This is a genomic window from Actinoplanes sp. CA-142083 (assembly GCF_050942195.1).
Taxonomy (GTDB): domain Bacteria; phylum Actinomycetota; class Actinomycetes; order Mycobacteriales; family Micromonosporaceae; genus Actinoplanes.
Window position 1 is genome coordinate 9,832,919 of the sequence record NZ_CP192076.1, and the last position, 23,539, is coordinate 9,856,457.

The window sequence follows — 23,539 nt, forward strand, 5'->3', positions numbered from 1 at the left end:
GGGAGTCCGCTGCGAGTTATCGGCGCGGGATGCCCTTGAGGATCTGGCGGTAGGTGAAGACGGCGAAGGTCAGGCTGCCGGCCAGGATCATCACGAGCGCTATCCAGTCCTCGCCGCCGAGCAGATAGTCGCCCTCGTGGGTGCGCACACCGGCCGCGAACAGCATCATCAGCGTCCAGAGCGCCCAGGGCGGGCCGAGCGCCCAGCGGCGGCCGGTGGTGGAGACCGCGAACCAGGCGATCGCCCAGTTGGCCACCACCGCGAACAAGATCGACACGCCGAGCACCGGGCCGCTGCCCGAGCCGATCGGATCGCCCCGCCAGATCGTGGCCAGGTCACCCCAGCGCAGCGTGGTGAGCAGCAACTCGAGCACGCCGGTGACGAGGGCCGCGACGATCGCGACGAGAAGGCCGCTGACCCGGATGACGGGCTCCCATTTGCTGGGGGCGGCGGGCGGCTCCGGCTGGATCATCGTGACGCCGTCGCCGGCTGCTCTATCTTGAGGCCGCTGAACAGGTCGCTCTCCCAGTTGTTCGGACCCTCGCCGGGACCGCGGCTGCCCTTGGCGAGCAGGAAGTACTCCACGCCCATGAACTCGCCGCCGAAGTCGCCGGCGATGCCGTACAGCCAGGAGTTGTCGGGGATCTGGGTGGCGTGCGCCCGCATCGCCGCGACCTTCTGCTGGTAGTGGTCGGTGCCGTCCATCCGGGCCGCGATCTCGTCGTCGGTGTGGCCGAACGGCAGGTCCTCCACCTTTTCCACCTCGGCGAACGGGTTGTCGTCGAGCTCGCGGAACGCCTCCATGCCCTCGCGGAGCACGCTCAGCGGCATCGCCGTCCAGTAGATCTTCTGCGGGCCGTCGGGACCGGCCAGCTCGGCCGCGCGCATCGCCACCCGGTGCGCCTGGATGTGGTCGGGATGACCGTAGAAGCCGTTCTCGTCGTACGTGATCATGACCTGCGGCCGGATCTCCTTGATGATCTCCAAAAGGAGTCCGGCGGCCTCGTCGAGGTCGGCGCCCCAGAACGCGCGGGGATGATCGTTGGTCGGCAGGCCCATCATGCCGGAGTCGCGGTAGTGACCCGGGCCGCCCAGGACGCGGTGATCGGTCACGCCGAGCGCGGCGCACGCCCGGCTCAGCTCGGTCAGGCGGTAACCGCCGAGCTGGTCGGCCTGCTTGGCCTCGAGCTGCGCCAGCTCGGGGACGTGGATCTCGCCCTCCTCGCCGAGTGTGCAGGTCACGAGCGTCACGTGGGCGCCGGCGGCGACGTAGTGGGCCATGGTGGCGCCGGTGCCGGTGACCTCGTCGTCGGGATGGGCGTGCACGAGCAGGAGGCGGCGCGCGGGCAGGGCGTCAGTCACGCGCGCAACTTTACGCGGAGCCGGCTGCGGGTTTGCACGGCGGAAGGGGGGCTTGATCAGCGATGCTGGACGGCGTGGACTACCCCGGACTCGCCGGTCGCACCGGTCACTTCAGCTACGGCGCCCCGCGCGCGGTGACGATCGGGGCCGACGGCGGCCGGGTGGCCTTCCTGCGCTCGGCCGGGCCCGAGGACCCGGCCGCGGCGCTCTGGACGCTGACCGTGGCAACCGGCGTGGAGACCATGGTCGCGCAAGGGCATATTGACGCGTACGCGGTGGACCGCGACGCCCGCACGGCGGCGTTCGCCCGCGACGGCCGGCTTTACCGCGCCGACCTGGTCGGAGGCGATGTCGCCGAGGTGCCGACCGACGGCGCCGCCGAGGACCCACGGCCCGACCCGACCGGCCGCTTCATCGGGTATGTGACGTCCGGCGGCGGCTCGGCGTCGCTGCGGGTCGTCGGGCCGAGCGGCGACCGGCTGCTGGCCGGCGAGCCCGGCAACGCGTGGCGCGAACACGGCGGATTGATCTCGTGGGGCGTGCCCGATCCGGCCGCCGTGCAGTTCGGCCGGCAACGCGGCTGGTGGTGGTCGCCCGACGGCGGCCAGATCCTGGCCACCCGCACGGCCGGCGCGACCAGCCTGCACCTGCTCGACCTCGACGAGGGCTGGGTCGACGTGCATTGGGATCGAGAGACTTATCCGTACGTGGTGAACGTGCGCTGGGCCGACGGCGGCGGCCCGCTGATGACCGTCCTGCGCCGGATGCAGCAGCACGGGCTGGTGCTGGCGATCGACCCGCGGACCGGGGAGACGCAGGTGCACGCCGAGCTGGCCGACGCCCGCTGGGTGGAGCCGGTGGCCGGCACGCCGCGGCACCTGCCCGACGGGCGGGTGCTGGTCGGCGGCGAGCTGGCGCACGACGGCTTCGACGCGCGCTGCCTGTTCGCCGACGGCAGCCTGCTCACCCCGCCCGGCCTCTACGTCCGGCGGGTGGTCGGCACGCTGCCCCGGGCCGGCGCCCCGAGCGGCGCGCCCGACCTCGTGGTGGAGGGGACCGACGGCGACCCGTCGGCGCAGTCGGTGTTCCGCGTCCGTACGTCATTGGGGGGAGGCGGCGCGGAAGCGCGCAAGATCAGCATGACCCCCGGCTGGCATCGCGCCGAGGCCAACGGCGACGTCCTCGTCCTCGACGACACCGTGTGGCGCGGCGAGGCCCGCGTCGCCACCCTGCGCAACTTCGCGGCGCCGCTCCCCTACCACCCCCGCCCGATCCTCGAGCGCGTCACCGACCGGCGCCTGCCGGCCGCCGTCCTGTACCCCGCCGGCTTCGTCGGCGGCGGGAAGATCCCGGTGCTGGTCACGCTGGGCGACGGCACCGGCCACCAGCAGGTCGTGACCGACCCGGCGGCCTGGCAGGAGCGGCAGTGGTGGGCCGACGCCGGCTTCGCGGTGGTCAGTGTCGACAGCCGCGGTACGCCGGGGGTGGCGCCCAGCTTCGAGAAGGTGGTGCACCGGCGCCTCGGCGACGTGGCCCTCTCCGACCAGGTCGACGCGCTGCACGCGCTGGTCGGCAAGCATCCCGACCTCGACCTGACCGCGGTGTCGGTGCGCGGAACCGGCCTCGGCGGCTGGCTGGCGGCGATGGCGGTGCTGCGGCGTCCGGACGTCTTCCACCGGGCGGTGGCCCGCGATCCGGTGACCGACTGGTACCGGCTGCCGGCGCCGTTCGCCGAGCGCTATCTGGGCGACCGCTCGGACGCGGCCGACGTCTATGCCCACCACAGCCTGGCCGAGGCGGCGGCGCAGTCGGACCGCTCCCGGCCCCTGCTGCTCGTCGGCGCCGACCTGCCCGGGCTCGAGTCCGTCCCGGCCGCCACCCTCGACGAGGAGTTAGCCTTCCTGCGAGGCCACCCCGACCAGTAGTCGCTGGGAGAGTTGTCATGAGACTAGCCGTCAACGAATCTCTCTTCTCCTGGCCACGACGTTGATCCCCGGCGCGGATGCCGCCGGCTTGCAGGTCCTCGAGGCCATCAACCTCCGGGTCGGGACGGCCAGAATTCCCATTCCCGACCTGGTCATCTCGACCGATATCGACTTGGACGAGCTGGTCGTCGACGCCTCCGACGTCCGATTCGTCTGCGAGATCACCTCACCGTCCAATGCGTCCACCGACAAAGTGCTCAAGATGCACTACTACGCGGAGGCCGGGATCCCTTGGTACCTCGTGGTTGACACCAAGGCCCGCGCCCTTCGCCTTTACCGCCTCGACGGCAACAGGTACCTGGAGCAGGCCGCCTGCGAGAACGGCGGATCCCTCAGGCTGACCGATCCCGTGGTCGCCACCATCGACCTCACGGAGTTGTTTCCGGCGCTCTGAGTTTTGTCGTACCGGTCGCCTAGGGTCGGTGCATGAGCCACTTCGATGAGGCGTATTCGGCGGTTCAGGCCGCCTTGGACGCCGGGGCGCGTTACGCGGACGCACGGATCATGGTGCGCCGCACGGAGGCGATGACCGCCCGCGACGGGGACGTCGAGGATCTGAGCTCCGACGAGAGCGCCGGTCTCGGCGTGCGTGCCCTGGTGGGTTCCAGCTGGGGTTTCTATGCCGTTCCCGATCTCTCCGACGCGGCCGCCCGCGCGGCCGGGCGCCGGGCCGCGCAGATCGCCGCGGCCAGCGCGACCGTGCCGGGCCCGCCGATCGATCTCGTGCCCGCCGGCGCCGGCGAGGCCAGCTGGGCCAGCGACTGCGTGGTCGACCCGCTCGGCGTGCCGCTGTCCGCCAAGGGCGACCTGCTGGTCCGGGCGACCGCCGCGGCGCGCGAGGCGGGCGCCGACATCGCCGAGGGCCTCTACCAGATCTGGGACACGCGCAAGTGGTTCGTCTCCAGCGACGGTCACCGCATCGACCAGCACATCCGCGAGTGCGGCGCGGGCGTGTCCGCCAGCGTCATCGGTGACGGCGAGATCCAGCGCCGCTCCTGGCCCTCGTGGGGCGGCCAGCACGGCACCCGCGGCTGGGAGCTGGTCGACGAGCTCGACCTGATCGGCCACGCGCCGCGCATGGCCGAGGAGGCGCGCGCCCTGATCACCGCGCCGCTCTGCCCGGCCGGCGAGACCACCCTGATCCTCGGCGGCGAGCAGCTGGCCCTGCAGATCCACGAGTCGGTCGGGCACGCCATCGAGCTCGACCGCATCCTCGGGTGGGAGGCGGCGTTCGCCGGCACGAGCTGGCTCGACCTGGAAAAGCTGGGCTCGCTGCGCTACGGCTCCGACCTGATGAACATCACGATCGACCCGCGCATCCCCGGCGCGCTCGGCAGCTTCGGCTACGACGACGAGGGCACCCCCGCCACCAAGCGCGACGCGGTCCGCGACGGCATCTGGGTGGGAGTGCTCGCCGGGCGCGACTCGGCCGCGGTGGCCGGGCTCGACTACGCGGGCAGCGTCCGCTCCGACGGCTGGGCGCGGCTGCCGATGGTCCGCATGACCAACGTGGGCCTCGAGCCGGGGCCGCACACCCTCGACGAGATCATCGAGGCCACCGACGACGGCGTCTACATGGAGACCAACCGGTCCTGGTCGATCGACGACCGGCGGCTCAACTTCCAATTCGGATGCGAGATCGGGTACGAGGTGAAGAACGGTAAACGCGGCCGCATGCTGCGCAACCCGACCTACACCGGCATCGGCCCCAAGTTCTGGCAGTCGATGGACATGCTCTCCTCCGAGATCATCCCCTGGGGCACACCCAACTGCGGCAAGGGCCAGCCCGGCCAGGTCGGGCACACCGGTCATCCGGCGGCGCCGGCCCGGTTCACCAACGTGCGGGTGGGAGTGCACGGATGACCGCCGACCTCAGCCGCGCCGGCGCCGAGCTGGAGCTGGCCGCCCGCGTGGTGGAGCTGGTTCGCGCCGTCGTCGGCCCGGCCGCGCAGACCGAGGTCGTGGTGTGGCACAACGCCGAGGCGCTGACCCGCTTCGCGAATTCGGCCATCCATCAGAACGTCGCGGATGCGACCACCACGGTCCGCCTGCGGATGCACCTCGACGGCCGCACGGCCGGCGGCTCCACCACGATCACCTCCGCCGACGGGCTGCGGGCGCTGGTCGAGCGCACGGTCGACGCGGTCCGGCTCAGCCCGGCCGACCCGACGTGGCCCGGCCTGACGGCGCCCACGCCGCTGCACGTCTCGGCCGGTCATCCCGGCTCGGGCGAGCATTCGGGGCTCGACTTCGGCTTCGACGAGGCGACCGCGCGAGCCGACCCGGCCGAGCGGGCCGCGCGGGTGCGCGACTTCGTCCGGGCCGCGGACGGCCTCGAGACGGCCGGGTTCTGCCGCACGATCTACACGTCCGCCGCTTTCGCCAACAGCGCGGGCCAGGCTGTCGAGGGCCGCGCGGCCGAGGCCGCCCTGGACGGCATCGCCCGCGTCAACGGCTCCGACGGCGTGGCCCGTCTCGCCAGCGGCCGCCTCGCCGACATCGACGGCGCGGTGCTGGGCGCGCGGGCGGCGGCCAAGGCGCGGGCCGCGGAGAGGCCGGTCGAGCTGCCGCCCGGGCGCTACGAGGTGGTGCTCGAGCCCGAGGCGGTCGCCGACGTGCTGGGCAACCTGGCGATGTTCGGGTTCAACGGCAAGGCGTTCGCGCAGCGACAATCGTTCGCCGAGCTCGGCGCCGAGCAGTTCGACCCGTCGGTGACCATTGTGGACGATCCGCTGGGCAGCCGCGGCGAGCCCGCGCCGGGCCTGCCGTTCGACACCGAGGGCACGCCGCGCGCGACGCTGGTGCTGGTGCGCGACGGGGTGACCAAGGCGGTGGCGCACGACCGCCACTCGGCGGCCGAGGTGGACGCCGAGTCGACCGGGCACGCCTCACCCGCTTCGCGGACGTGGGGCCCGATGCCGACGAGCATGCGGCTCGAGGCGGCCGCGCCCGCGACCGAGCCGGTCATGCCGCCGGCCGACCCGGGCCCGACGGCCGAGTCGGCCCGGCCGCTGGTCGCGCACATGGAGCGAGGCCTGCTGATCACCGACTTCTGGTACACCCGGGTCCTCGACCCGAAAAGCCTGGTCATCACCGGCCTGACCCGCAACGGCGTGTGGCTGGTGGAGGACGGCGAGGTCACCGCGGCGGTGGGCAACATGCGATTCACCCAGTCCTACCCGCAGGCGCTCGGCATCGGCATGGTTCGCGGCATAGGCGCCGAGTCGATCCTGCTGCCCGACCGCTGGTCGGGTGTCCGCTTCGCGGCGCCCGCCCTGCACTTGTCCAGCTGGAACCTCACCGGCAACGCTTCGGGGTGACCGCGGCCCGCTCGGGGCCGGCCGCTGATCGCGGGTCCCGCGCCTCACCGCAGCCCCGCCTTACCGCAGCCCCGCCTTACCGCAGCCGCGCATCTCATCACCGGCTCGCGTCTTATGGCCGGCGCCCGGCTCATCGCCGGGTCCGTGACTCCTCGCGGGCGCGCCTCATCGCGGACGCGCGGCTCATCGACGGCGCGTGGCTCATCGCTTCCGGCGGGCATCGACGGCGTGTTGACTTGGTCGGCGGGCATTGACCGGCGTGTTTGACTGGGCCGGTGAGCGAAACGCCGCGCGAACCGAGCCAGGACGACGCCCCGACCAGCCGCTTCTCACTCGGCCGGGAGCGCCACGAGCACGCCGACGAACCGGTGACCGGGCCGCCGGCCGGCGCCTCGGAGGCCTCCGATCTCGGCGCGCAGTCCGCTTGGACGTTCGGCGGGGCGCCGGGGGCGGGCGGCACCGGGTCGGGCTCCGGTGACTTCGGCACTAGGTCGACTTCGGGGCCGCTCGACACGGGCTCGGCTTCGGGCGGCTTCGGTTGGGGGTCGACGTCCGGCGCGGGATCGGATTCCGGGCACGACGAGCCGGACTCGGGCGAAGACTCGACCTCCGGCTACGACTCGACCTCTGACCAGGGCTCAAGCGCGGGCCGAGGCACGGGTTCGGCGTCAGGCGCGGGCTCAGCCTCCGACGCAGGCGAAGGCACAAGCGCGGGCGCGGGCTCAGCCGTCGGCGCACGTGCGGGCTCAGGCACTGGCGCGGGCTCAAGCGCGGGCTCGAGCTCCCGGGCCGGCACCGGCGGCCGGGCTGATGGCTCGTCGCCGGGTGGTGGCGCCGGGGCGGCGGGGAGTCGGCCTTCGCGGCGGCGGATGCTGGGGTTCGGGCCCGCGGCGGGCGATCCCGGTGATGAGCGGCAGCGGCGCCGACGGCGCTGGTTCGTGGTGGGGATCTCGGTTGCGGCGGCGGTCGTCGTGCTTGCCATCTGCGCGGGTGCGCTCTCGGTCATCTCGGCGATCGACGGCGTGCGCGACCGGGCCGCCGAAGCCCGGGAGGCGCGGGCCGTGCGCGAGACCGACTGCCTCGACCTCGAGCGCCGGCTCAACAGCCTGATCCCGCCGGGCGCCACCGCCGGGCCGGCCGCGCGGGCGACCGCGATCCGCGACGAGAACTCGGCGGTCCGCATCTACGTCGACCAGTTGGACTCGCAGCGGGACGAGGACGCCTGGCGGCAACTGCTCGACGCGCGCACCGTCTACGCCGACGCCTTGGATCGGCAGGCGAAATCCCGTACGCCAGCGTTTTATGTCGCTCCCCGGACCACCGACGGCCTTGCCGTCACCGACGAGCTGAACCAATGGTCGCCGGCGCAATGCGCCGGATCGATCCGGCGGCTGGCGGCGCCGGAGCTCTGAGAGCGGGCCGCCCACCAAGATCGACTACCTCGTTTGCCCATGTCAATGTGAGCAGGGCTCTGATTTTGTGACATAGACATCATCCCTGAGCCGCAAACTGTCTGAGCCCCGGCGTAACGTGTGCCACACATCACGGACGCATGGCGGCTGTGGGGCTTCCCCGCCCGTTAACAGCCGGGTCATATGACAGGCACGTCAGGGAGAACGAATGACGACGACGGCAACGAGGCCGAGCGGGCCAGCCGACAATCGTGGCGGTCGCACACGCGCCGCGATCGCGGCGAAGACGTTGCGTACTGACCGATGGTGGTTCCCCCCACTCGTCACCTTCGTGGGTCTAGCGGCATGGGTCCTCTACGCGACCGTCCGCGTCTTCATGCACAAGTGGTATTACGTCGAGGACTACCACTACCTCACGCCGTTCTACTCACCATGTCTCACCGACCGGTGCGTCGAGGGTTCAGCAGAATTCGGCACGCCGCTGCCCAGCTTCTGGCTCATCCCCGAGGCGGCCTTCACTCTGCCGTTCCTGCTGCTGTTCCGCCTGACGTGCTACTACTACCGCAAGGCGTACTATCGCGCGTTCTGGCTTTCCCCACCGGCCTGCGCGGTGCCCGACGCCCACGCGAAATACACCGGTGAGACGCGGTTCCCGCTGATCTTCCAGAACATCCACCGGTACGCGTTCTACGCCGCCGGGATCATCTCGCTCATCAACACGTGGGATGCGATCCGCGCCTTCCAGAGCCCCAGCGGGTTCGGCTTCGGCCTGGGCAACATCATCCTGGTGGGCAACGTGGTGATGCTCTGGCTCTACACGCTTTCCTGCCATTCCTGCCGGCACATCGCGGGCGGCCGCCTCAAACACTTCTCGAAGCATCCAATGCGATATCGCTTCTGGACTTTCGTGTCCAAGCTGAACACCCAGCACATGCAGCTCGCGTGGATCACCCTGGGCACGCTGGCACTGACCGACTTCTACGTCATGGCCGTCTCCGCCGGCTGGTTCTCCGACCTGCGATTCATCGGCTGAGAGGAGCGACGACGATGACCACCCGAATCGAACGGCACCACTACGACGTCGTCGTGATCGGCGCCGGCGGCGCCGGACTGCGCGCGGCGATCGAGGCCCGGCTCGCCGGGAAGAAGACCGCGATCATCTCGAAGTCACTGTTCGGCAAGGCGCACACGGTCATGGCCGAGGGCGGCGCGGCCGCCGCCATGGGCAACGTGAATTCGCGCGACAACTGGATGGTGCACTACCGCGACACCATGCGCGGCGGCAAGTTCCTGAACAACTTCCGGATGGCCGAGCTGCACGCCAAGGAGGCGCCGGAGCGGATCTGGGAGCTGGAGACGTACGGCGCGCTCTTCGACCGCACCAAGGACGGCAAGATCTCGCAGCGCAACTTCGGCGGCCACGAGTACCCGCGCCTCGCCCACGTCGGCGACCGCACCGGCCTCGAGCTGATCCGCACGCTGCAGCAGAAGATCGTGTCCCTCCAGCAGGAGGACTTCGCGGCCACCGGCAACTACGAGTCCAAGATCCGTGTCTTCGCCGAGACCACGATCACCGAGCTGATGCTCGACGGTGACAAGGTCGCCGGCGCCTTCGGCTACTACCGCGAGACCGGCGAGTTCCTGCTGCTCGAGGCGCCGGCCGTGGTCCTCGCGACCGGCGGCGTCGGCCGCAGCTACAAGGTCACGTCGAATTCGTGGGAGTACACCGGCGACGGCCACGCGCTGGCCCTGCGCGCCGGCGCGACGCTGATCAACATGGAGTTCCTCCAGTTCCACCCGACCGGCATGGTCTGGCCGCCCAGCGTCAAGGGCATCCTGGTCACCGAGTCGGTCCGGGGCGACGGCGGCGTGCTGCGCAACTCCGAGGGCAAGCGGTTCATGTTCGACTACGTCCCCGACGTGTTCCGCAAGCAGTACGCGGACACCGAGGAGGAGGCCGACCGCTGGTACACCGACCCCGACAACAACCGCCGCCCACCGGAGCTGCTGCCCCGCGACGAGGTGGCCCGGGCGATCAACAACGAGGTCAAGGCGGGTCGTGGCACCCCGGCCGGCGGCGTCTACCTCGACGTCTCCACCCGGATGCCGGCCGAGACCATCATCAAGCGGCTGCCGTCGATGCACCACCAGTTCAAGGAGCTGGCCGACGTCGACATCACCAAGGAGCCGATGGAGGTCGGACCGACCTGCCACTACGTGATGGGTGGCGTGGAGGTCGACCCCGACACCGCGGCGGCGTTCGGCACGGTGACGGGCCTGTTCGCGGCCGGTGAGGTGTCCGGCGGCATGCACGGCTCCAACCGGCTCGGCGGCAACTCGCTGTCCGACCTGCTGGTCTTCGGCAAGCGAGCCGGCGAGCACGCCACGGCGTACGTCGACGCGCTCACCAAGCGGCCCAAGGTCGCGACCTCCGACGTCGAGGCCGCGGTCGACGTGGCGCTCGCCCCGCTGAACAGGCAGAGCGGCGAGAACCCGTACACGCTGCAGCAGGATCTGCAGGCGGTGATGGGCGACCTGGTCGGCATCATCCGCCGGGCGGGCGAGCTGTCCGACGCGCTCAAGCGGCTCCAGGAGCTCAAGCAGCGGGTCGCCAACGTCGGCGCCACCGGCGGCCGGCAGTACAACCCCGGCTGGCACCTCGCGCTCGACCTGCGCAACATGATGGTCGTCTCGGAGTGCACGGCCAAGGCGGCGCTCGAGCGGGAGGAGTCGCGCGGCGGTCACACCCGCGAGGACTTCCCGGCGATGAGCCCCGAGTGGCGCCGGGTCAACCTGGTCTGCTCGATCGACAAGACCGGCGACGTGCATCTCGAGCGCAAGCCTCTGCCCAAGATGCGCGAGGAGCTGATCACCCTGTTCGACCGCGCCGAGCTGTCGAAATACCTCACCGACGAAGAGCTGACCGAGTTCGATGCGCTGGCCGGCGCGGGCAAGACGGAGGCGAAGTAATGGGCACCAAGCGCCACTTCCGCGTCTGGCGCGGGGACTCGTCCGGCGGCGAGATCCAGGACTTCGACGTCGAGGTCAACGACGGCGAGGTCGTGCTCGACATCATCCACCGCCTGCAGGCGACCCAGACGCCCGATCTGGCCTGCCGGTGGAACTGCAAGGCCGGCAAGTGCGGCTCCTGCTCGATGGAGATCAACGGCATGCCGCGCCTCGGCTGCATGACGCGGATGTCCACCTTCGAGGAGACCGAGACCGTCACGATCACGCCGCTGCGGACCTTCCCGGTCATCCGCGACCTGGTCACCGACGTCTCCTTCAACTACGAGAAGGCGCGCGAGACCCCCGCGTTCGCACCGCCCGAGGGGGTGGCGCCCGGCGAGTACCGCATGCAGCAGGTGGATGTCGAGCGCTCGCAGGAGTTCCGCAAGTGCATCGAGTGCTTCCTGTGTCAGAACACCTGCCACGTCGTCCGCGACCATGACGAGAACAAGCCGGCCTTCTCGGGCCCGCGCTACTTCATCCGCGCGGCCGAGCTCGACATGCACCCACTCGACGCGAAGGAAGACCGCAAGGAGTACGCCCAGGCCAACCAGGGTCTCGGCTACTGCAACATCACCAAATGCTGCACCGAGGTCTGCCCCGAGCACATCAAGATCACTGACAACGCGATCATCCCGATGAAGGAGCGCGTCGTCGACCGCCGCTACGACCCGCTGGTCTGGCTCGGTCGCAAGATCTTCCGCCGTGACCAGCTGGACGAGCCGGCCCGCACCCCCGCGACGGTCGGTTCCGCCGTGCCCGACGTCCACACCCCGGGCACCCCGTTCACGACCGCCCGCCCCGCCGAGGCCCCGCCGATCCGCGACGACGGCCGCATGGACGTCGCCGAGCTGGCCCTCCCGCACCAGGGAGGCCCGTCCCCGTTCGGTGACGACCAGGAGTTCCCGCTCAAGGACATCACCTACACCCCGCCGGCGTCCGAGGCGCCGGTGGTCGACAAGCCGGCCTCCGACGACGAGATCCACTGACCCCAGCACACTGCAACGCGCCCCAGGAGGAGGCTGTCGGCTTCGCGGCCGGCAGCCTTCCTTTCATCTGTACGGGCGGAGGGCCGCCCCCACCCGCAAACAAGGTCGTCCCCGGCGCGACGGGCCGACGGCGGGTCGCGCATCGGCGGCTCGGTTGCTGGGCAGGGTCGCGTCGCGCCTCGGCGGGTGGGCGGTGTCGCGTCGCGGAGCTCGGGGCCGGTAAGCGGGGGCGCGCCGGGCGGCTCAGCTCAGCCGGGCAGGTCGCGCGGCACAGATTGGCTCGGTGGGAAGGCCGCCTCGGGTGGGAAGGCCGCCTCGGGTGGGAAGGCCGCCTCGGGTGGGAAGGCCGCCTCGGGTGGGAAGGCCGCCTCGGGTGGGCGGGCCGCCTCGGGTGGGCGGGGTCGCTTCAGGTGGGCTCGGTGGGTGGGTCTTCGCCGGTGGCGAGGGCCAGCTGGGTGATGGCGATGTCGTGCCAGGCGCCGTTCTTGAAGCCGATCCGTGGGTGGACGCCGATCGGACGGAAGCCGAGGGCGGCGTGCAGGGCCTCGCTCGCCGGGTTGGGCAAGGTCATCTTGGCCACGGCCACCCGGAAGCCGCGCTCGGTCAGGCGCGACAGCAACGCCCGGTACAGGGCTCGGCCCAGGCCGGCGCGGCGGTGCGTCGCGGATAGATAGATGCTCGTCTCGCAGGACCAGCGGTAGGCCTCGCGGGCGGCGAACGGGCGGGCGTAGGCATAGCCGATCACCTCGCCGCCGCTCTCGGCGACCAGCCAGGCGTGCGAGCTCGACGTCTCGCGGATGCGGGCGGCCATCTCGTCGTCGGTGGGTGGGCTGGTCTCGAAGCTCACCGCCGTCTCCAGGACGAACGGCCGGTAGATGGCCGCGCAGGCCGGAGCGTCGGACTCGCTCGCGTCGCGGATCGTCAGCTCCGCCGATGCTTGCTCAACCATCCCAGAACCTCCAACGCGTGCATCGCGGGCGCGGCGATCGGATGGAACACATGCTCGATCACGTCGTCCCGGATCACCAGCGTCAGGCGGCGATAGAGAACCATGTCACCGGCCCCGAACGTGGGCAGGCCGAGCGCGGCGGCAAGCGTCATGCGCGGGTCGGGCAACAACGGATACGGCAGTCGCAGCCGGTGCACGAGCTCCCGCTGGTAGCCGGTCGACTGGGCAGACAGCCCGAACACCCGCGCCGCCCCGGCCGCGAGCAGCTCGGCGTGGTGGTCGCGGAACCAGGACGCCTGCTCGGTCGACCCACGTGCGCCGGGGATCTCGAGCAGGCTGTCGGTAAGGTCGACGCCCGGCCGGCCGGTCAGCGGGTAGACGAAGACGATGCTGCGCCCCGGCCCGAGCTCGGCGAGATCCACCGGCCGGCCGTCGGTGGCGTAGAAGGGCAGGCTCGGCACCCGCATCCCCACCAGGTCGCTCGGGTCGGCGCTGCCTCGCCCCGGCGCTGCCGGCCGCACCCGGCCGGCCGCCGCGTCGAGCCGCTCGTGCAGCCCGTCGCGCTGGGCGGTGAGCCGGCCGATCCGCTCCTGGAGCCCGTCGATCGCACTCCGATAGGTGGCGACCGCGGCGGCGCACACGTCCGCCTCCCGCCCGTCGGCCAGGCTCTCCACGAACGGCCGGGTCTCCTCGACGCTGAGCCCGAGCGCGATCAGCTCCCGGATCTGCTGCACGAGCCGCACGGCAATCGGCTCGTACTCCCGATACCCGTTCCCCAGCCTCCGCGGCACAACCAGGCCGGCGGCCTCGTAATACCGCAGCGCCCGCACCGTCGTCCCGGTCTGCCGCGCCAGCTCTCCGACCTGCATGCCGAGGACCCTAAACCCGAACCCTCAGGTCCAGGTCAAACCGCGACGCGGCTCACGGCCGGCCGACCAGCAGGAGCAGGAGGCCGACGAACTGCCGTCGCGACGCGGCTCACGGCCGGCCGGCCAGCAGGCGCAGGGAGCCGAGCAACTGCCGTCGCGACACGGCTCACGGCCGGCCGGCCAGCAGGCGCAGGAAGCCGAGCAACTGCCGTCGCGACACGGCTCACGGCCGGCCAGCAGGCGCAGGAAGCCGAGCAACTGCCGTCGGGACGCGGCTCACGGCCGGCCGATCAGCAGGCGCAGGGAGCCCAGGAACTGTGGTTGGGCGCGCAAATGGCCGTACGCGTGCTCCCATGCGCCGGAAGCCAAGTCGGCGCGCAAGTTTTCGACGGCGCGGTGGGTCGCCTCCGGCGTGACGAAGCCCCACGCCGACTGGGCCGCTCGCACGCGCGGGTCGAGGAACGCGTCGGGACGTGCGTAGTAGGCCTCGGTGAAACCGTCGACACAGTCAATGGGAATGGGCACCTCGATCACCTCGGTGGAGCGGCCGATCGCGGCCGCGATGGTGGAGATGGCCGGGTAGCGACGGCGCTCGGCGGCGACCAGCTCCGGAACGTAGGCCGCGAGCCACAGCCGCTCGAGCTCGTCGCCGTCGAACGTCAGCACGACGACCGGGCCGCGCGCCACCCGCCGCATCTCGGCCAGGCCACCCGCCGTGTCGCGCCACTGGTGCACGGTCACGGTCGCCATCACCGCGTCGAAGGCGTCGTCGTCGAACGGCAACCGCTCGGCCGTCGCATCGAGGGCCGGCGGCGCGCCCGGTGGTCGCTGCGCGCGCATCGCTGCAGAAGGCTCGACGGCCAGCACATATCGGTCGTCGGGCTCGTAGGAACCGGCGCCGGCGCCGACATTGAGCACCGTGCGGGCATCGCCGAGCGCGGTGTGGATCAGAGCGGCGATCCGCGGGTCTGGCCGGCGGCGCCGTGCATAACCCTGGCCGTGGGTGTCGTAGTCGAAGTCTCCGGCGAGCGTCTGCGTCATGCTTCGAAAGCTAAACCCCTCCCCTAAGGGGAGAGTCAAGTCGGATCTGCCGCCGGCTGCGGAGAGGGGGTGGCCGGACGGCCGGCGGTCAGCCAGTGCTCGAGGCCGTCGAGGATGCGCTCGAGCCCGAAGGCGAAACCGTCGTCCCACAGCTGCTGCGGGTCCAGCTCGCCCACCGGATTTGCCCGGCGCCACTGGTCGTAATGCGGGTGCTGCGGGGCGATCTTGTCGAGGTAGGGCTCGATCTCCTTGAGCACCTGGGAGGCCGTGACGTTGCCCCGGCCGAAGCCCGCGGCGATCGCCGCCTCGATGGTCGCCGAGCCGATGGCGTGCGCGTGGAGCAGCGAGCTGACGTGCGACATCGCGAACCCGGTGAAGCCGGCCTCGGTGAGCAACGCCACCAGCCGATCGCCCATGCGCATGGCGCTCGGCCCCAGGGTGGGTTTGTCGCCGAGCAGGCCGATCATCCACGGATGTCGCAGCAGGGTGGCGCGCAAGCTGTTGGCGAACACCGAGACGCTGACCCGCCAGGGCGCGTCGAGGGGCTCGGGCACGTAGACCTCGCCGAGCACTTCGTCGAGGGCCAGCTCGAGCAGCTCGTCCTTGTTCGCCACGTGCCAGTACAGCGAGGTGGCGCCGGCGCTCAGGCTGGAACCGAGGCGGCGCATGCTCAGGCCGGCCGCGCCCTCCGCGTCGAGCAACTCGATCGCGGCGCGGACGATCTGCTCGCGGCTGAGCGTGGGCTGGCCGCCGCCGCGGCTACGGGGCGGACGCATCCACACCGAGCCGCGGATGAAGTCCGGCTTCGAAGGCATACCCCCATCCTATAAGTCGCTCGAACAGCGTACGGCTTCGATGGTACGTTGTTCGAGTCCTCGCACACCGTACGAGAGAAGCCCGTCATGCCGGACCGCAATCCCCGCCGCTGGTTGATCCTCGGCGTGCTCTGCCTGAGCCTGCTCGTGGTCGTCATCGACAACATGGTGCTCAACATCGCGATCCCGTCCCTGATCCGCGATCTCGGGGCGAGCACGTCCGAGATCCAGTGGATCATCGACTCGTACATCCTGGTCTTCGCCGGCCTGCTGCTGACCGCGGGCAGCCTCTCCGACCGGCACGGCCGGCGTCGTGGCCTGATCATCGGCCTGGTCGTCTTCGGCTTCGGGTCGGGGCTGGCCACGCTCTGCCAGACCCCCGAGCAGCTGATCGCCGCGCGCGGCCTGATGGGCGTCGGCGGCGCGTTCCTGATGCCGGGCACCCTGTCGATCCTCACCACGGTCTTCGACGAGCAGGAGCGCAAGAAGGCGATCGCCATCTGGAGCTCCGTGCTGGCGCTGGGCGGGCTCGGCAGCCCGGTCATCGGCGGCCTGCTCCTGCAGCACTTCTGGTGGGGCTCGGTCTTCCTGGTGAATGTGCCGGTCGCCGCGATCGCCATCATCGCGGCGCTGCTGATCATCCCGGAGTCGCGCGGCGCGGCCACCAAGCCCGATCTGCTCGGCGCGCTGTTCTCCATGGTCGGCATGACCGCTCTGGTCTGGGCCGTCATCTCGACGGCCCGCGACGGCTGGGGCTCGGCGCAGACCATCGGCGGGTTTGCCGTCGCGGCGGTCGGCATAGCCGCCTTCGTCTTCTGGGAACGACACGTCGCCGAGCCGATGCTGCCGCTGGCGTTGTTCCGCGATCGCAATTTCGCCGGATCGAGCTTCTCCATCGTGCTGCTGTCGTTCTCGGCCGGCGGCGTGGTGCTCGCGCTGACGCAGTACATCCAGTTCGTGCTGGGCTATTCGCCGATCAAGGCCGGGCTCGCCTTCGTTCCGATGATCCTGACCGTGATGGTCTTCAACGGTGTCGGTGTGGTCGTCGACAAGCGGCTCGGCACCCGTGCCGCGCTGGCGATCGGCCTGCTGCTGATGGCGGGCGGGTTCGGTGTGCTCGCTTCGCTCGATCCCGGCGATGGCTACCTGAAGCTGGCGGCTGCGCTGGTCGTGATCGGCATGGGTAGCGGCATTGCCGGGCCTGCGGCCTACGGCACGCTGCTCAGCGCGTTGCCGCCCGAGCGGGTGGGTGTCGGTTCGGCGGTCAACGACACCGTGCAGCAGGTTGGGCAGGCGCTGAGCATCGCGGTGCTGGGCAGCGTGCTGACCGCGGCCTATCGGTCGGCGATGCCTGCTGACGTGGTCGCCCAGGCCCGCGACTCGATCGGCGATGCGCTGCGGATCGCGGCCCAGACCGGCGATGCGGCACTGGCTCAGGTCGCGAAGGACTCGTTCGTCGACGCCGTCGCCACCACCTCGCTGATCGGGGTGTTCGGCGGCATCGCGGCGGCGGCCGTCGCGGTAGCGGTCCTCCGGCCCAAGCCCAAGCCACCTGCGGAGGCGGCTGCCGCTCCCGCGGAGGTTCCGGTCCCCGAGCACCAAGCCTGACCGATGCGCTGGGCCGGCGGAAATGGCCGTCCGGCCGGGAGGAGGCCCGGCCGGACGGGGTTCAGGGAGCGGTTATGCGATGGTGAAAGAAGAGGCCAGCGGGAGGTCGCGGGAGCTGGCGCCCACCTGGAGCTGGTACGTGCCGGGCGCGGTGTCCCAGGCGTGGGTCGCGGTGTTCCAGAAGCTCAGCGGGCGGTCGGGCGACGAGGCGTCGATCGTCAGCTGGACCTTCGTGGACTGGCCGGGCTTCAGGGTGACCTTGTCGTAGCCGACCAGGCGCTTGCCGGGCTCACCGGTGGAGCTGGGCAGCGTCAGGTAAAGCTGCGGCGTGGCCGTTCCCGTACGGATGCCGGTGTTGCGGACGTCGACGGTGACCGTCACCGTTCCCCTGTTGCCGTGCAGGCGCGGCGTGACCTTCACGTTCTTGTAGTCGAAGGTCGTGTACGACAGGCCGTAGCCGAACGGGAAGAGCGGCTCGATGTTCTGCGAGTCGTACCACTTGTAGCCGACCTTGAGGCCCTCGGTGTAGTTGACCTGCCGGATCGCGGTGCTGCCGGCCGGGCGGGTCGTCGAGCCGTCGGCGAACACGCCGGGGTACTGCGCGGGGGTGTTGGTCGGGGTGTCGGCCAGCGACTTCGGGAAGGTCATCGGCAGGCGGCCGGTGAAGTCGACGTCGCCGTACAGCAGCCTGGCGATCGCGTTGCCCTGCTGGTCGCCGGGGTACCACGCCTCCATGACGCCCTTGACGTTCGCGAGCCACGGCATCGTCGTCGCGGTGCCGGTCTCGAGCACCACCACCGTGTTCGGGTTCGCGGCGGCCACCGCGTCGATCAGCGCGTCACCGTTGCCGTCCAGCGCCAGCGTCGTGCGATCGGCGAACTCGCCCTGCTTCGCGTACCCGAAAACCACCGCGACATCCGCGCTCTGCGCGACCGCCGCCGCGGCAGCCGGGTCGGCGCCGTTGCTGTAGGTCACCGTCTGGCCCAACTTCGCGGCCCGCGCGGTGATCGCGTCGAGCGGCGCGACCGGGTTTGGACAGGCAGCCGAGTTGTTCCGGCCCTCGGCACAGATCGTGCCCGCGCTGACCCCGTCCGTCGGGGTGTTCGAGGCGGTCTGGCCGATCACCGCGATCGTCTTCGAGCCACCGGCCAGCGGCAGCACGGCACCCTCGTTCTTGAGCAGCACCGACCCCTGCTCGGCAACCGTCTGCGCCACCGCCTTGTTCGCCGGCGTCGAAGTGGTGGTCGACGGCGTGGCCGGCAACGGGTGATCGAAGAGCCCGGACTTGATGTAGGCGCGCACCACCCGGAAGGCGGCGCCGTCGATCTCCTTCATCGAGATCTGACCGGCGTCGAGCGCCGCTTCGACGTTCGCCGGCGTGTAGAAGCGCGGCCGGTTCAGCTCCTGGTCGAGGCCGTTGTTGAGCGAGGCCGCGGTCGTGTGCACCGAGCCGAAGTCGGAGACGATGTACCCGTCGAAGCCGGCCTCGCCCTTGAGCAGGTTGTTCTGAATCGGGTTCTCGCAGGCGTAAACGCCGTTGACCTGGTTGAACGAGCACATGACGCCGCCCGGGTCGCTCTTGTCCACGGCGATCGCGAACGGCAGGTCGTACACCTCGCGCAGGGTTCGTCCGTCGATGTTGGACGAGCTGGTCTGCCGGTCGAGCTCCTGCTCGTTGGCGATGTAGTGCTTCACCACGGCCATCACCGGCTGATCCTTGTTGCCGCGCTGGATGCCGTCGATCGACGCCGCCGCGAGGTTGCCGCTGAGCAGGGAGTCCTCGCCGAGATATTCGGGGGTGCGGCCCGCCAGCGGTGTACGCGAGCTGGAGATGCCGGGGGCGAGAAGCACGTTCTTGCCGGCCCGGAAGGCCTCGTCGGCCTGGGCTTTGCCCTTCGTGTACGCGAGGTCGTCGTTCCACGTGCCGGCCAGCGCGAGTTGCGCTGGGAAGACGGTCACTCCGGCCGGTCCGCGTACGTAGTCAGGGCCGTCGGCGTAGACGACGGTGGGTGTGCAGGCGACCTGGACGGGATAGGTGACGCCGCTGAATGTCGTCTGGGCCGGCGAGTTCGCGGACTGCTCGTCGAGCCAGCGCAGCTTCTGGCCGAGGGTGCTGTGCTCCAGCAGGATCTTGGCGCGCTGGTCGGCGCTCTTGCGGGTATCCATCCACGGGCATCCGGCCGGGTACTTGCCGGAGTGGGCGAGGCCGGCGGCGGGTGCGCCCGCACCGGTCGCCAGCAGCGTGCCGAGCGTGGCGATGACGCTCAGGGCGACACCGACCCGCCGTCGGGTAAGAGTGTTGGAACGTTTCACTTTCCGGCCTCCTAATCGGACCCCGACATCGGCGGATGTGGGGTTCGCGGGGGTGCGAACGAGAGAGGAGATTCGTCGGAGAAAACGAGTGTCACCGATTTGTTTCGTACCGATGAACTCGCCTGATCATGCGTCCGCCGGAAGCCGGTCACCTAGTCCAAACTGCACCGGCGTTAGCACAAAACTCACCCCGCCCCAACGGGCCGAGACGCGATGCGGAGGCGTTTCTGCAGCTAGATCCATGCAGAGGACGCGCCTGACGAAACTCACGGGTAGGAATGACCAACAAGGCCGGGCGATCCGAACCGGGTGGCCACCGTTCGCAAGGATGTACTAATATGGCGGAGTGACCAGCACCTATCAGCCGTCGATGCTCGACCTCGTGGCCGGGTCATCGCCCGCGCTCGAGCCGCTCGCCGACCGCCTGACCCGCCACCGGCTCACCGCCGGCGCCTGGGTCGACGTGCTGCCCGGCTGGCTTCAGGGCTCCGACGAGGTCTTCGACACCCTGCTCGGCATCGACTGGCGAGCCGATCGCCGCCAGATGTATGACAACGTCGTCGACGTCCCCCGCCTGCTGCGATGGTTCGGCGGCGACGAGCCGCTCCCGCACCCGGCGCTCACCGAGGCCCGTGCCGCGCTCTCCGAGCACTATGCGGGCGAGCTTGGCGAGCCGTTCGTGACCGCCGGCATGTGCCTGTATCGCGATGGCCGCGACAGCGTCGCCTGGCACGGCGACACCATCGGCCGCTCGGCCCGCCACGACACCATGGTCGCAATCCTGTCGCTCGGCGCCCCGCGCTACCTGTCGCTCCGCCCGCGGGCCGGCGGCCACGACACGATGCGCTTCCCGCTAGGCCACGGCGACCTGATCGTCATGGGCGGCTCGTGCCAGCGCACGTGGGAGCACGCCATTCTCAAGACGGCCAAGCCGGTCGGGCCGCGCATCAGCGTCCAGTTCCGCCCGATCAACGTGGCCTGACAAAGGCGGAGAGGCACCGCGAAACGGAGGCGGCGCGGCACGGGCGCGCGGCGGCGCGCGTCGCGGCTCGGCGGCGCGTCGCGGCTCGGCGGCGCGTCGCGGCGCCGGAGTGCGCGGCACGGGCGCGCGGCGGCGCGCACCACGGCTGCGCGGCGCGGGCGCGCGGCGCAGCGCAGGAGTGCGCGGCGCTGGCGCCAGCGTGCGCGGCGCGGGCGGCGCGGCGGGCAGGGGCGGCGCGGCGGGCAGGAGCGGCGCGGCGGGCAGGAGCGGCGCGGCGGGCAGGAGCGGCGCGGCGGGCAGGAGCGGCGCGGCGGGCAGGAGCGGCGCGGCGGGCAGGAGCGGCGCGGCGGGCAGGGGCGGCGCGGCGGGCAGGGGCGGCGCGGCGGGCAGGGGCGGCGCGGCGGGCAGGGGCGGCGCGGCGGGCAGGGGCGGCGCGGCGCGAACTACGAGGGACGGCCGGCTGCAGGGACGGCCCAGGTTTCGGTCCAGAGGGTGGGGCTGACGTCGTTGCCCCACAGCACGCCCTGGCCCGACGCCGCGGCAATGGTGGCCATCGTTCTCACGAAGGACAGGCTTGCCACGTGCCAGTCGCCGCCTGCCAGTCTGCCGTCGGAGGCCACTGTCGACATCGCGGCGAAGGTTGGCTCGTAGCGCGGCAAGTCCAGCTCGTCCAAGGCCGCGGCCAGCAAAGCGGTCTCGGGCACGGTCAGCCAGCCGTGGATGCCTTCCGTCCTTCCGAACTGGTAACCCCACGCCGCGCCCCGGGTGGCCAGCGCCTCCAGGAGGCCGCGGACGGGAGCGGTCGCGGGGACGCCCTGGCGTTCCAGGACGGGACGGTAGTAATCCGGCGTAATTGTGCGGCCCAGGAACCTTGACGGGCCTAAGCACCGGGTCGCCACCGCCGCCTCGTGCAAGGCGTTCAGCGTCTCCACGCCGTGCCGGTCCTGGTCCTGGAAGTAGCGGCACCGTTCCCGCTCGGGGCAGCTCAACTCGTTGCACGTCATCTGGTTGCCGGTCAGACGGTCGACGGGACGATCCCCGATGTAGCGCAAGTCGTCGCCCAGCCACGTGCAGTGCTGGGCCAGATCGGTCGGGCTCTCGCGTAACGCGGCGGCCAGCTCCTGCCAGTAGTCGCCGTACTCGGACGGGGCCTTCAGCACCTCGTCGAGCCACGGGGCCGGCGTGCCCGTGCGCAGCAGCTCGACCAGGCCGGGGACGACCTCGTCGCGGTAGCGGTCGTAGTCGAACACGTGGATCTCGGCGTCGGCGCCCATCGCACGATGATCCCGTCGGCGGGCCGGCAACCGCAGCCGATTTCCCACCAGGCCAAAAAGAGACCAACACGTTGCTGAACAGCAGTCAAACAGAGCCATTGACGCGGCGGCCGAGAAAGTTACACTCCAAGTGTAAAAAGTTGACCTTCCCCAGCCTTCTCGCTCCACACAGGACATCTGCCGGTCCGAGCCCGAGGTGACCATGTCAACACGCGATGAACAGGGACTTTCCCTTCATCACATAACCGTCCGCTTCGGCGGTCTACTCGCCCTCGACGATGTCTCGCTGCGCGTCCCGCCACAGAAGGTGATCGGCGTCATAGGCCCCAACGGCGCCGGCAAGACGACGCTCTTCAATGTGATCTCGGGGTTCGTCGCGCCGCAGTCGGGGGCGATCACCCTCGACGGACGCCCCTGGCGACCCCGGCCGCACCACCTGCGCCGGCACGGCATCGCCCGCACCCTCCAGGGGGTCGGCCAGTTCGGCGGCATGACCGTCCTGGAGAACGTTCAGGTTGGTCTCAAAAACCTCAAAACCCGGCAGGACGCGTACGAAGCACTCGAGCGCTGCGGAGTGGCCGAGTACGCGAAGGCGTACCCGGGAATGCTCCCCTACGCCAAGCGCAAGCGGGTCGAGCTGGCCCGCGCCCTGGCCGGCAAGCCCCGGATCCTCATGCTCGACGAGCCGGCCGGCGGCCTCGACGCCGACGAGATCGACTGGCTGGCCGACCTGATCCGCGAGGCCGACACCACCGTCCTGCTGGTCGAGCACCACATGGACCTGGTCATGTCGGTCTGCGACGAGATCCTGGTGCTCGACTTCGGCAAGCCGATCGCGCTCGGCTCCCCCGGCGAGATCCGCACCGATCCCAAGGTCGCCGAGGCCTATCTGGGGGCGGCCGCATGAGCACGGCCCTCCTGGAAGTCAAGCAGCTGACCGTCGGCTACGGCGCCGCCCCGGTCCTGCACGAGGTCGACCTGACCATCGGCGAGGGCCAGATCGTGGCCGTCCTCGGCGCCAACGGCGCCGGCAAGACGACCCTGCTCCGCGCGATCTCCAACATGCTGCCCATCACGGCCGGCACGGCGAAGTTCGACGGCATCGACCTGAAACCCGTGAAGGTCGAGCGCATGGTCCGGCACGGCATCGCGCACGTCCCCGAGGGCCGCGGCGTGGTCACCGAGCTGACCGTCGAGGAGAACCTCCGGCTGGGCGGCCTCTGGCGTAAGGGAAAGCCCGATCTGGACGAGGTCTACGACCTGTTCCCGGCGATTGCCAACCGGCGCAACCACCTGGGACATCAGCTTTCCGGCGGGGAGCGGCAGATGCTGGCGATCGGCCGGGCGCTGGTCGCGAAGCCGCGCCTGCTGCTGCTCGACGAGCCGTCGCTGGGCCTGGCGCCCAAGATCACCGCGCAGATCATGGGCCTGCTGCGCGACCTGCGCGACCGCACCGGCCTGGCCGTCCTGCTGGTCGAGCAGAACGTGCGCAGCGCGCTCTCCGTCGCCGACGAGGGCGTGGTGCTGAACCTGGGCCGGGTCGTGACCAGGCAGAAGGCCGACACCCTCGCCGACGACGCCGATCTCCGGCACGCCTACCTGGGGTTCTGA

Annotated in this window: 20 protein-coding genes; 12 read left to right on the plus strand and 8 right to left on the minus strand. The window is 70.9% G+C overall.

Annotated features, from left to right (window positions below):
• Nucleotides 1-16 precede the first annotated feature (16 nt).
• A complete protein-coding gene (locus ACQPZX_RS45330) occupies nucleotides 17-472 on the minus strand; it encodes a hypothetical protein (protein ID WP_433370328.1) in 456 nt (151 codons plus the stop codon).
• Nucleotides 469-1,362: an N-acetyl-1-D-myo-inositol-2-amino-2-deoxy-alpha-D-glucopyranoside deacetylase gene (gene mshB, locus ACQPZX_RS45335; RefSeq protein ID WP_433370331.1), complete on the minus strand. Its 894-nt coding sequence runs from the start codon at nucleotides 1,360-1,362 to the stop codon at nucleotides 469-471. Before mshB ends, ACQPZX_RS45330 begins: the two co-directional genes overlap by 4 nt.
• Before the next feature lie 62 nt (nucleotides 1,363-1,424).
• On the opposite strand from mshB, the gene ACQPZX_RS45340 reads away from it, so the two are divergent.
• From ACQPZX_RS45340 to ACQPZX_RS45375, 8 genes are all read left to right on the plus strand, one after another.
• Nucleotides 1,425-3,287 carry a prolyl oligopeptidase family serine peptidase gene (locus tag ACQPZX_RS45340; protein ID WP_433370334.1) on the plus strand — a complete coding sequence of 621 codons (1,863 nt, stop codon included), beginning with the start codon at nucleotides 1,425-1,427 and terminating at the stop codon, nucleotides 3,285-3,287.
• Nucleotides 3,288-3,375: 88 nt separating this feature from the next.
• Complete coding sequence (locus ACQPZX_RS45345; RefSeq protein ID WP_433370337.1) at nucleotides 3,376-3,741, plus strand: Uma2 family endonuclease; 366 nt, start codon at nucleotides 3,376-3,378, stop codon at nucleotides 3,739-3,741.
• Nucleotides 3,742-3,773: 32 nt separating this feature from the next.
• Nucleotides 3,774-5,210 (plus strand): TldD/PmbA family protein, encoded by a 1,437-nt coding sequence (locus ACQPZX_RS45350; RefSeq protein WP_433370340.1) that lies wholly within the window; start codon nucleotides 3,774-3,776, stop codon nucleotides 5,208-5,210.
• Entirely contained in the window at nucleotides 5,207-6,667 is a 1,461-nt protein-coding gene (locus ACQPZX_RS45355) for a TldD/PmbA family protein (RefSeq protein ID WP_433370343.1), read from the plus strand. Before ACQPZX_RS45350 ends, ACQPZX_RS45355 begins: the two co-directional genes overlap by 4 nt.
• 941 nt (nucleotides 6,668-7,608) lie before the next feature.
• Nucleotides 7,609-8,079: a hypothetical protein gene (locus ACQPZX_RS45360; protein ID WP_433370346.1), complete on the plus strand. Its 471-nt coding sequence runs from the start codon at nucleotides 7,609-7,611 to the stop codon at nucleotides 8,077-8,079.
• A gap of 208 nt (nucleotides 8,080-8,287) precedes the next feature.
• Nucleotides 8,288-9,112: a hypothetical protein gene (locus ACQPZX_RS45365; RefSeq protein ID WP_433370349.1), complete on the plus strand. Its 825-nt coding sequence runs from the start codon at nucleotides 8,288-8,290 to the stop codon at nucleotides 9,110-9,112.
• Between the two features lie 14 nt (nucleotides 9,113-9,126).
• The gene (locus ACQPZX_RS45370) at nucleotides 9,127-11,049 is read left to right on the plus strand and encodes a fumarate reductase/succinate dehydrogenase flavoprotein subunit (RefSeq protein ID WP_433370352.1); all 1,923 of its coding nucleotides are present in this window, start codon (nucleotides 9,127-9,129) and stop codon (nucleotides 11,047-11,049) included.
• Nucleotides 11,049-12,077, plus strand: a complete 1,029-nt coding sequence (locus ACQPZX_RS45375; RefSeq protein ID WP_433370355.1) for a succinate dehydrogenase/fumarate reductase iron-sulfur subunit — start codon at nucleotides 11,049-11,051, stop codon at nucleotides 12,075-12,077. Before ACQPZX_RS45370 ends, ACQPZX_RS45375 begins: the two co-directional genes overlap by 1 nt.
• Before the next feature lie 406 nt (nucleotides 12,078-12,483).
• Here the strand turns inward: ACQPZX_RS45375 and ACQPZX_RS45380 are convergent, their stop codons facing one another.
• From ACQPZX_RS45380 to ACQPZX_RS45395, 4 genes are all read right to left on the minus strand, one after another.
• Complete coding sequence (locus ACQPZX_RS45380) at nucleotides 12,484-13,026, minus strand: N-acetyltransferase family protein (protein ID WP_433370358.1); 543 nt, start codon at nucleotides 13,024-13,026, stop codon at nucleotides 12,484-12,486.
• On the minus strand, nucleotides 12,999-13,895 hold the full coding sequence (locus tag ACQPZX_RS45385; RefSeq protein WP_433370361.1) for a MerR family transcriptional regulator: 897 nt from the start codon (nucleotides 13,893-13,895) through the stop codon (nucleotides 12,999-13,001). The genes ACQPZX_RS45380 and ACQPZX_RS45385 overlap by 28 nt, the downstream gene beginning before the upstream one ends.
• 276 nt (nucleotides 13,896-14,171) lie before the next feature.
• The gene (locus tag ACQPZX_RS45390; protein WP_433370364.1) at nucleotides 14,172-14,936 is read right to left on the minus strand and encodes a class I SAM-dependent methyltransferase; all 765 of its coding nucleotides are present in this window, start codon (nucleotides 14,934-14,936) and stop codon (nucleotides 14,172-14,174) included.
• 35 nt (nucleotides 14,937-14,971) lie between these two features.
• Nucleotides 14,972-15,751, minus strand: coding sequence for a TetR/AcrR family transcriptional regulator (locus ACQPZX_RS45395; protein ID WP_433370367.1), 780 nt, complete (start codon nucleotides 15,749-15,751; stop codon nucleotides 14,972-14,974).
• Nucleotides 15,752-15,838: 87 nt separating this feature from the next.
• Between ACQPZX_RS45395 and ACQPZX_RS45400 the strand changes: the two genes are divergently transcribed.
• Nucleotides 15,839-17,359 (plus strand): MFS transporter, encoded by a 1,521-nt coding sequence (locus tag ACQPZX_RS45400; protein WP_433370370.1) that lies wholly within the window; start codon nucleotides 15,839-15,841, stop codon nucleotides 17,357-17,359.
• A gap of 72 nt (nucleotides 17,360-17,431) precedes the next feature.
• On the opposite strand, the gene ACQPZX_RS45405 is transcribed toward ACQPZX_RS45400, so the two are convergent.
• Nucleotides 17,432-19,672 carry a beta-glucosidase family protein gene (locus ACQPZX_RS45405; protein WP_433370373.1) on the minus strand — a complete coding sequence of 747 codons (2,241 nt, stop codon included), beginning with the start codon at nucleotides 19,670-19,672 and terminating at the stop codon, nucleotides 17,432-17,434.
• A 346-nt stretch (nucleotides 19,673-20,018) separates the two neighbouring features.
• On the opposite strand from ACQPZX_RS45405, the gene ACQPZX_RS45410 reads away from it, so the two are divergent.
• Nucleotides 20,019-20,654 (plus strand): alpha-ketoglutarate-dependent dioxygenase AlkB, encoded by a 636-nt coding sequence (locus ACQPZX_RS45410; protein ID WP_433370376.1) that lies wholly within the window; start codon nucleotides 20,019-20,021, stop codon nucleotides 20,652-20,654.
• Nucleotides 20,655-21,097: 443 nt separating this feature from the next.
• Here ACQPZX_RS45410 and ACQPZX_RS45415 read toward each other — a convergent pair whose 3' ends face one another.
• Nucleotides 21,098-21,928 (minus strand): hypothetical protein, encoded by an 831-nt coding sequence (locus ACQPZX_RS45415; RefSeq protein ID WP_433370379.1) that lies wholly within the window; start codon nucleotides 21,926-21,928, stop codon nucleotides 21,098-21,100.
• A gap of 202 nt (nucleotides 21,929-22,130) precedes the next feature.
• Between ACQPZX_RS45415 and ACQPZX_RS45420 the strand changes: the two genes are divergently transcribed.
• On the plus strand, nucleotides 22,131-22,835 hold the full coding sequence (locus ACQPZX_RS45420) for an ABC transporter ATP-binding protein (RefSeq protein WP_433370382.1): 705 nt from the start codon (nucleotides 22,131-22,133) through the stop codon (nucleotides 22,833-22,835).
• Nucleotides 22,832-23,539 carry an ABC transporter ATP-binding protein gene (locus ACQPZX_RS45425; protein ID WP_433370385.1) on the plus strand — a complete coding sequence of 236 codons (708 nt, stop codon included), beginning with the start codon at nucleotides 22,832-22,834 and terminating at the stop codon, nucleotides 23,537-23,539. Before ACQPZX_RS45420 ends, ACQPZX_RS45425 begins: the two co-directional genes overlap by 4 nt.

Coding starts and splice junctions, on each gene's coding strand:
- ACQPZX_RS45355 (WP_433370343.1), top strand. CDS start 5,207: ATGACCGCCGACCTCAGCCGCGCCGGCGCCGAGCTGGAGCTGGCCGCC.
- ACQPZX_RS45370 (WP_433370352.1), top strand. CDS start 9,127: ATGACCACCCGAATCGAACGGCACCACTACGACGTCGTCGTGATCGGC.
- ACQPZX_RS45395 (WP_433370367.1), bottom strand. CDS start 15,751: ATGCCTTCGAAGCCGGACTTCATCCGCGGCTCGGTGTGGATGCGTCCG.
- ACQPZX_RS45340 (WP_433370334.1), top strand. CDS start 1,425: ATGCTGGACGGCGTGGACTACCCCGGACTCGCCGGTCGCACCGGTCAC.
- ACQPZX_RS45365 (WP_433370349.1), top strand. CDS start 8,288: ATGACGACGACGGCAACGAGGCCGAGCGGGCCAGCCGACAATCGTGGC.
- ACQPZX_RS45330 (WP_433370328.1), bottom strand. CDS start 472: ATGATCCAGCCGGAGCCGCCCGCCGCCCCCAGCAAATGGGAGCCCGTC.
- ACQPZX_RS45375 (WP_433370355.1), top strand. CDS start 11,049: ATGGGCACCAAGCGCCACTTCCGCGTCTGGCGCGGGGACTCGTCCGGC.
- ACQPZX_RS45390 (WP_433370364.1), bottom strand. CDS start 14,936: ATGACGCAGACGCTCGCCGGAGACTTCGACTACGACACCCACGGCCAG.
- ACQPZX_RS45420 (WP_433370382.1), top strand. CDS start 22,131: ATGTCAACACGCGATGAACAGGGACTTTCCCTTCATCACATAACCGTC.
- ACQPZX_RS45425 (WP_433370385.1), top strand. CDS start 22,832: ATGAGCACGGCCCTCCTGGAAGTCAAGCAGCTGACCGTCGGCTACGGC.
- ACQPZX_RS45415 (WP_433370379.1), bottom strand. CDS start 21,928: ATGGGCGCCGACGCCGAGATCCACGTGTTCGACTACGACCGCTACCGC.
- ACQPZX_RS45400 (WP_433370370.1), top strand. CDS start 15,839: ATGCCGGACCGCAATCCCCGCCGCTGGTTGATCCTCGGCGTGCTCTGC.
- ACQPZX_RS45350 (WP_433370340.1), top strand. CDS start 3,774: ATGAGCCACTTCGATGAGGCGTATTCGGCGGTTCAGGCCGCCTTGGAC.
- ACQPZX_RS45380 (WP_433370358.1), bottom strand. CDS start 13,026: ATGGTTGAGCAAGCATCGGCGGAGCTGACGATCCGCGACGCGAGCGAG.
- ACQPZX_RS45385 (WP_433370361.1), bottom strand. CDS start 13,895: ATGCAGGTCGGAGAGCTGGCGCGGCAGACCGGGACGACGGTGCGGGCG.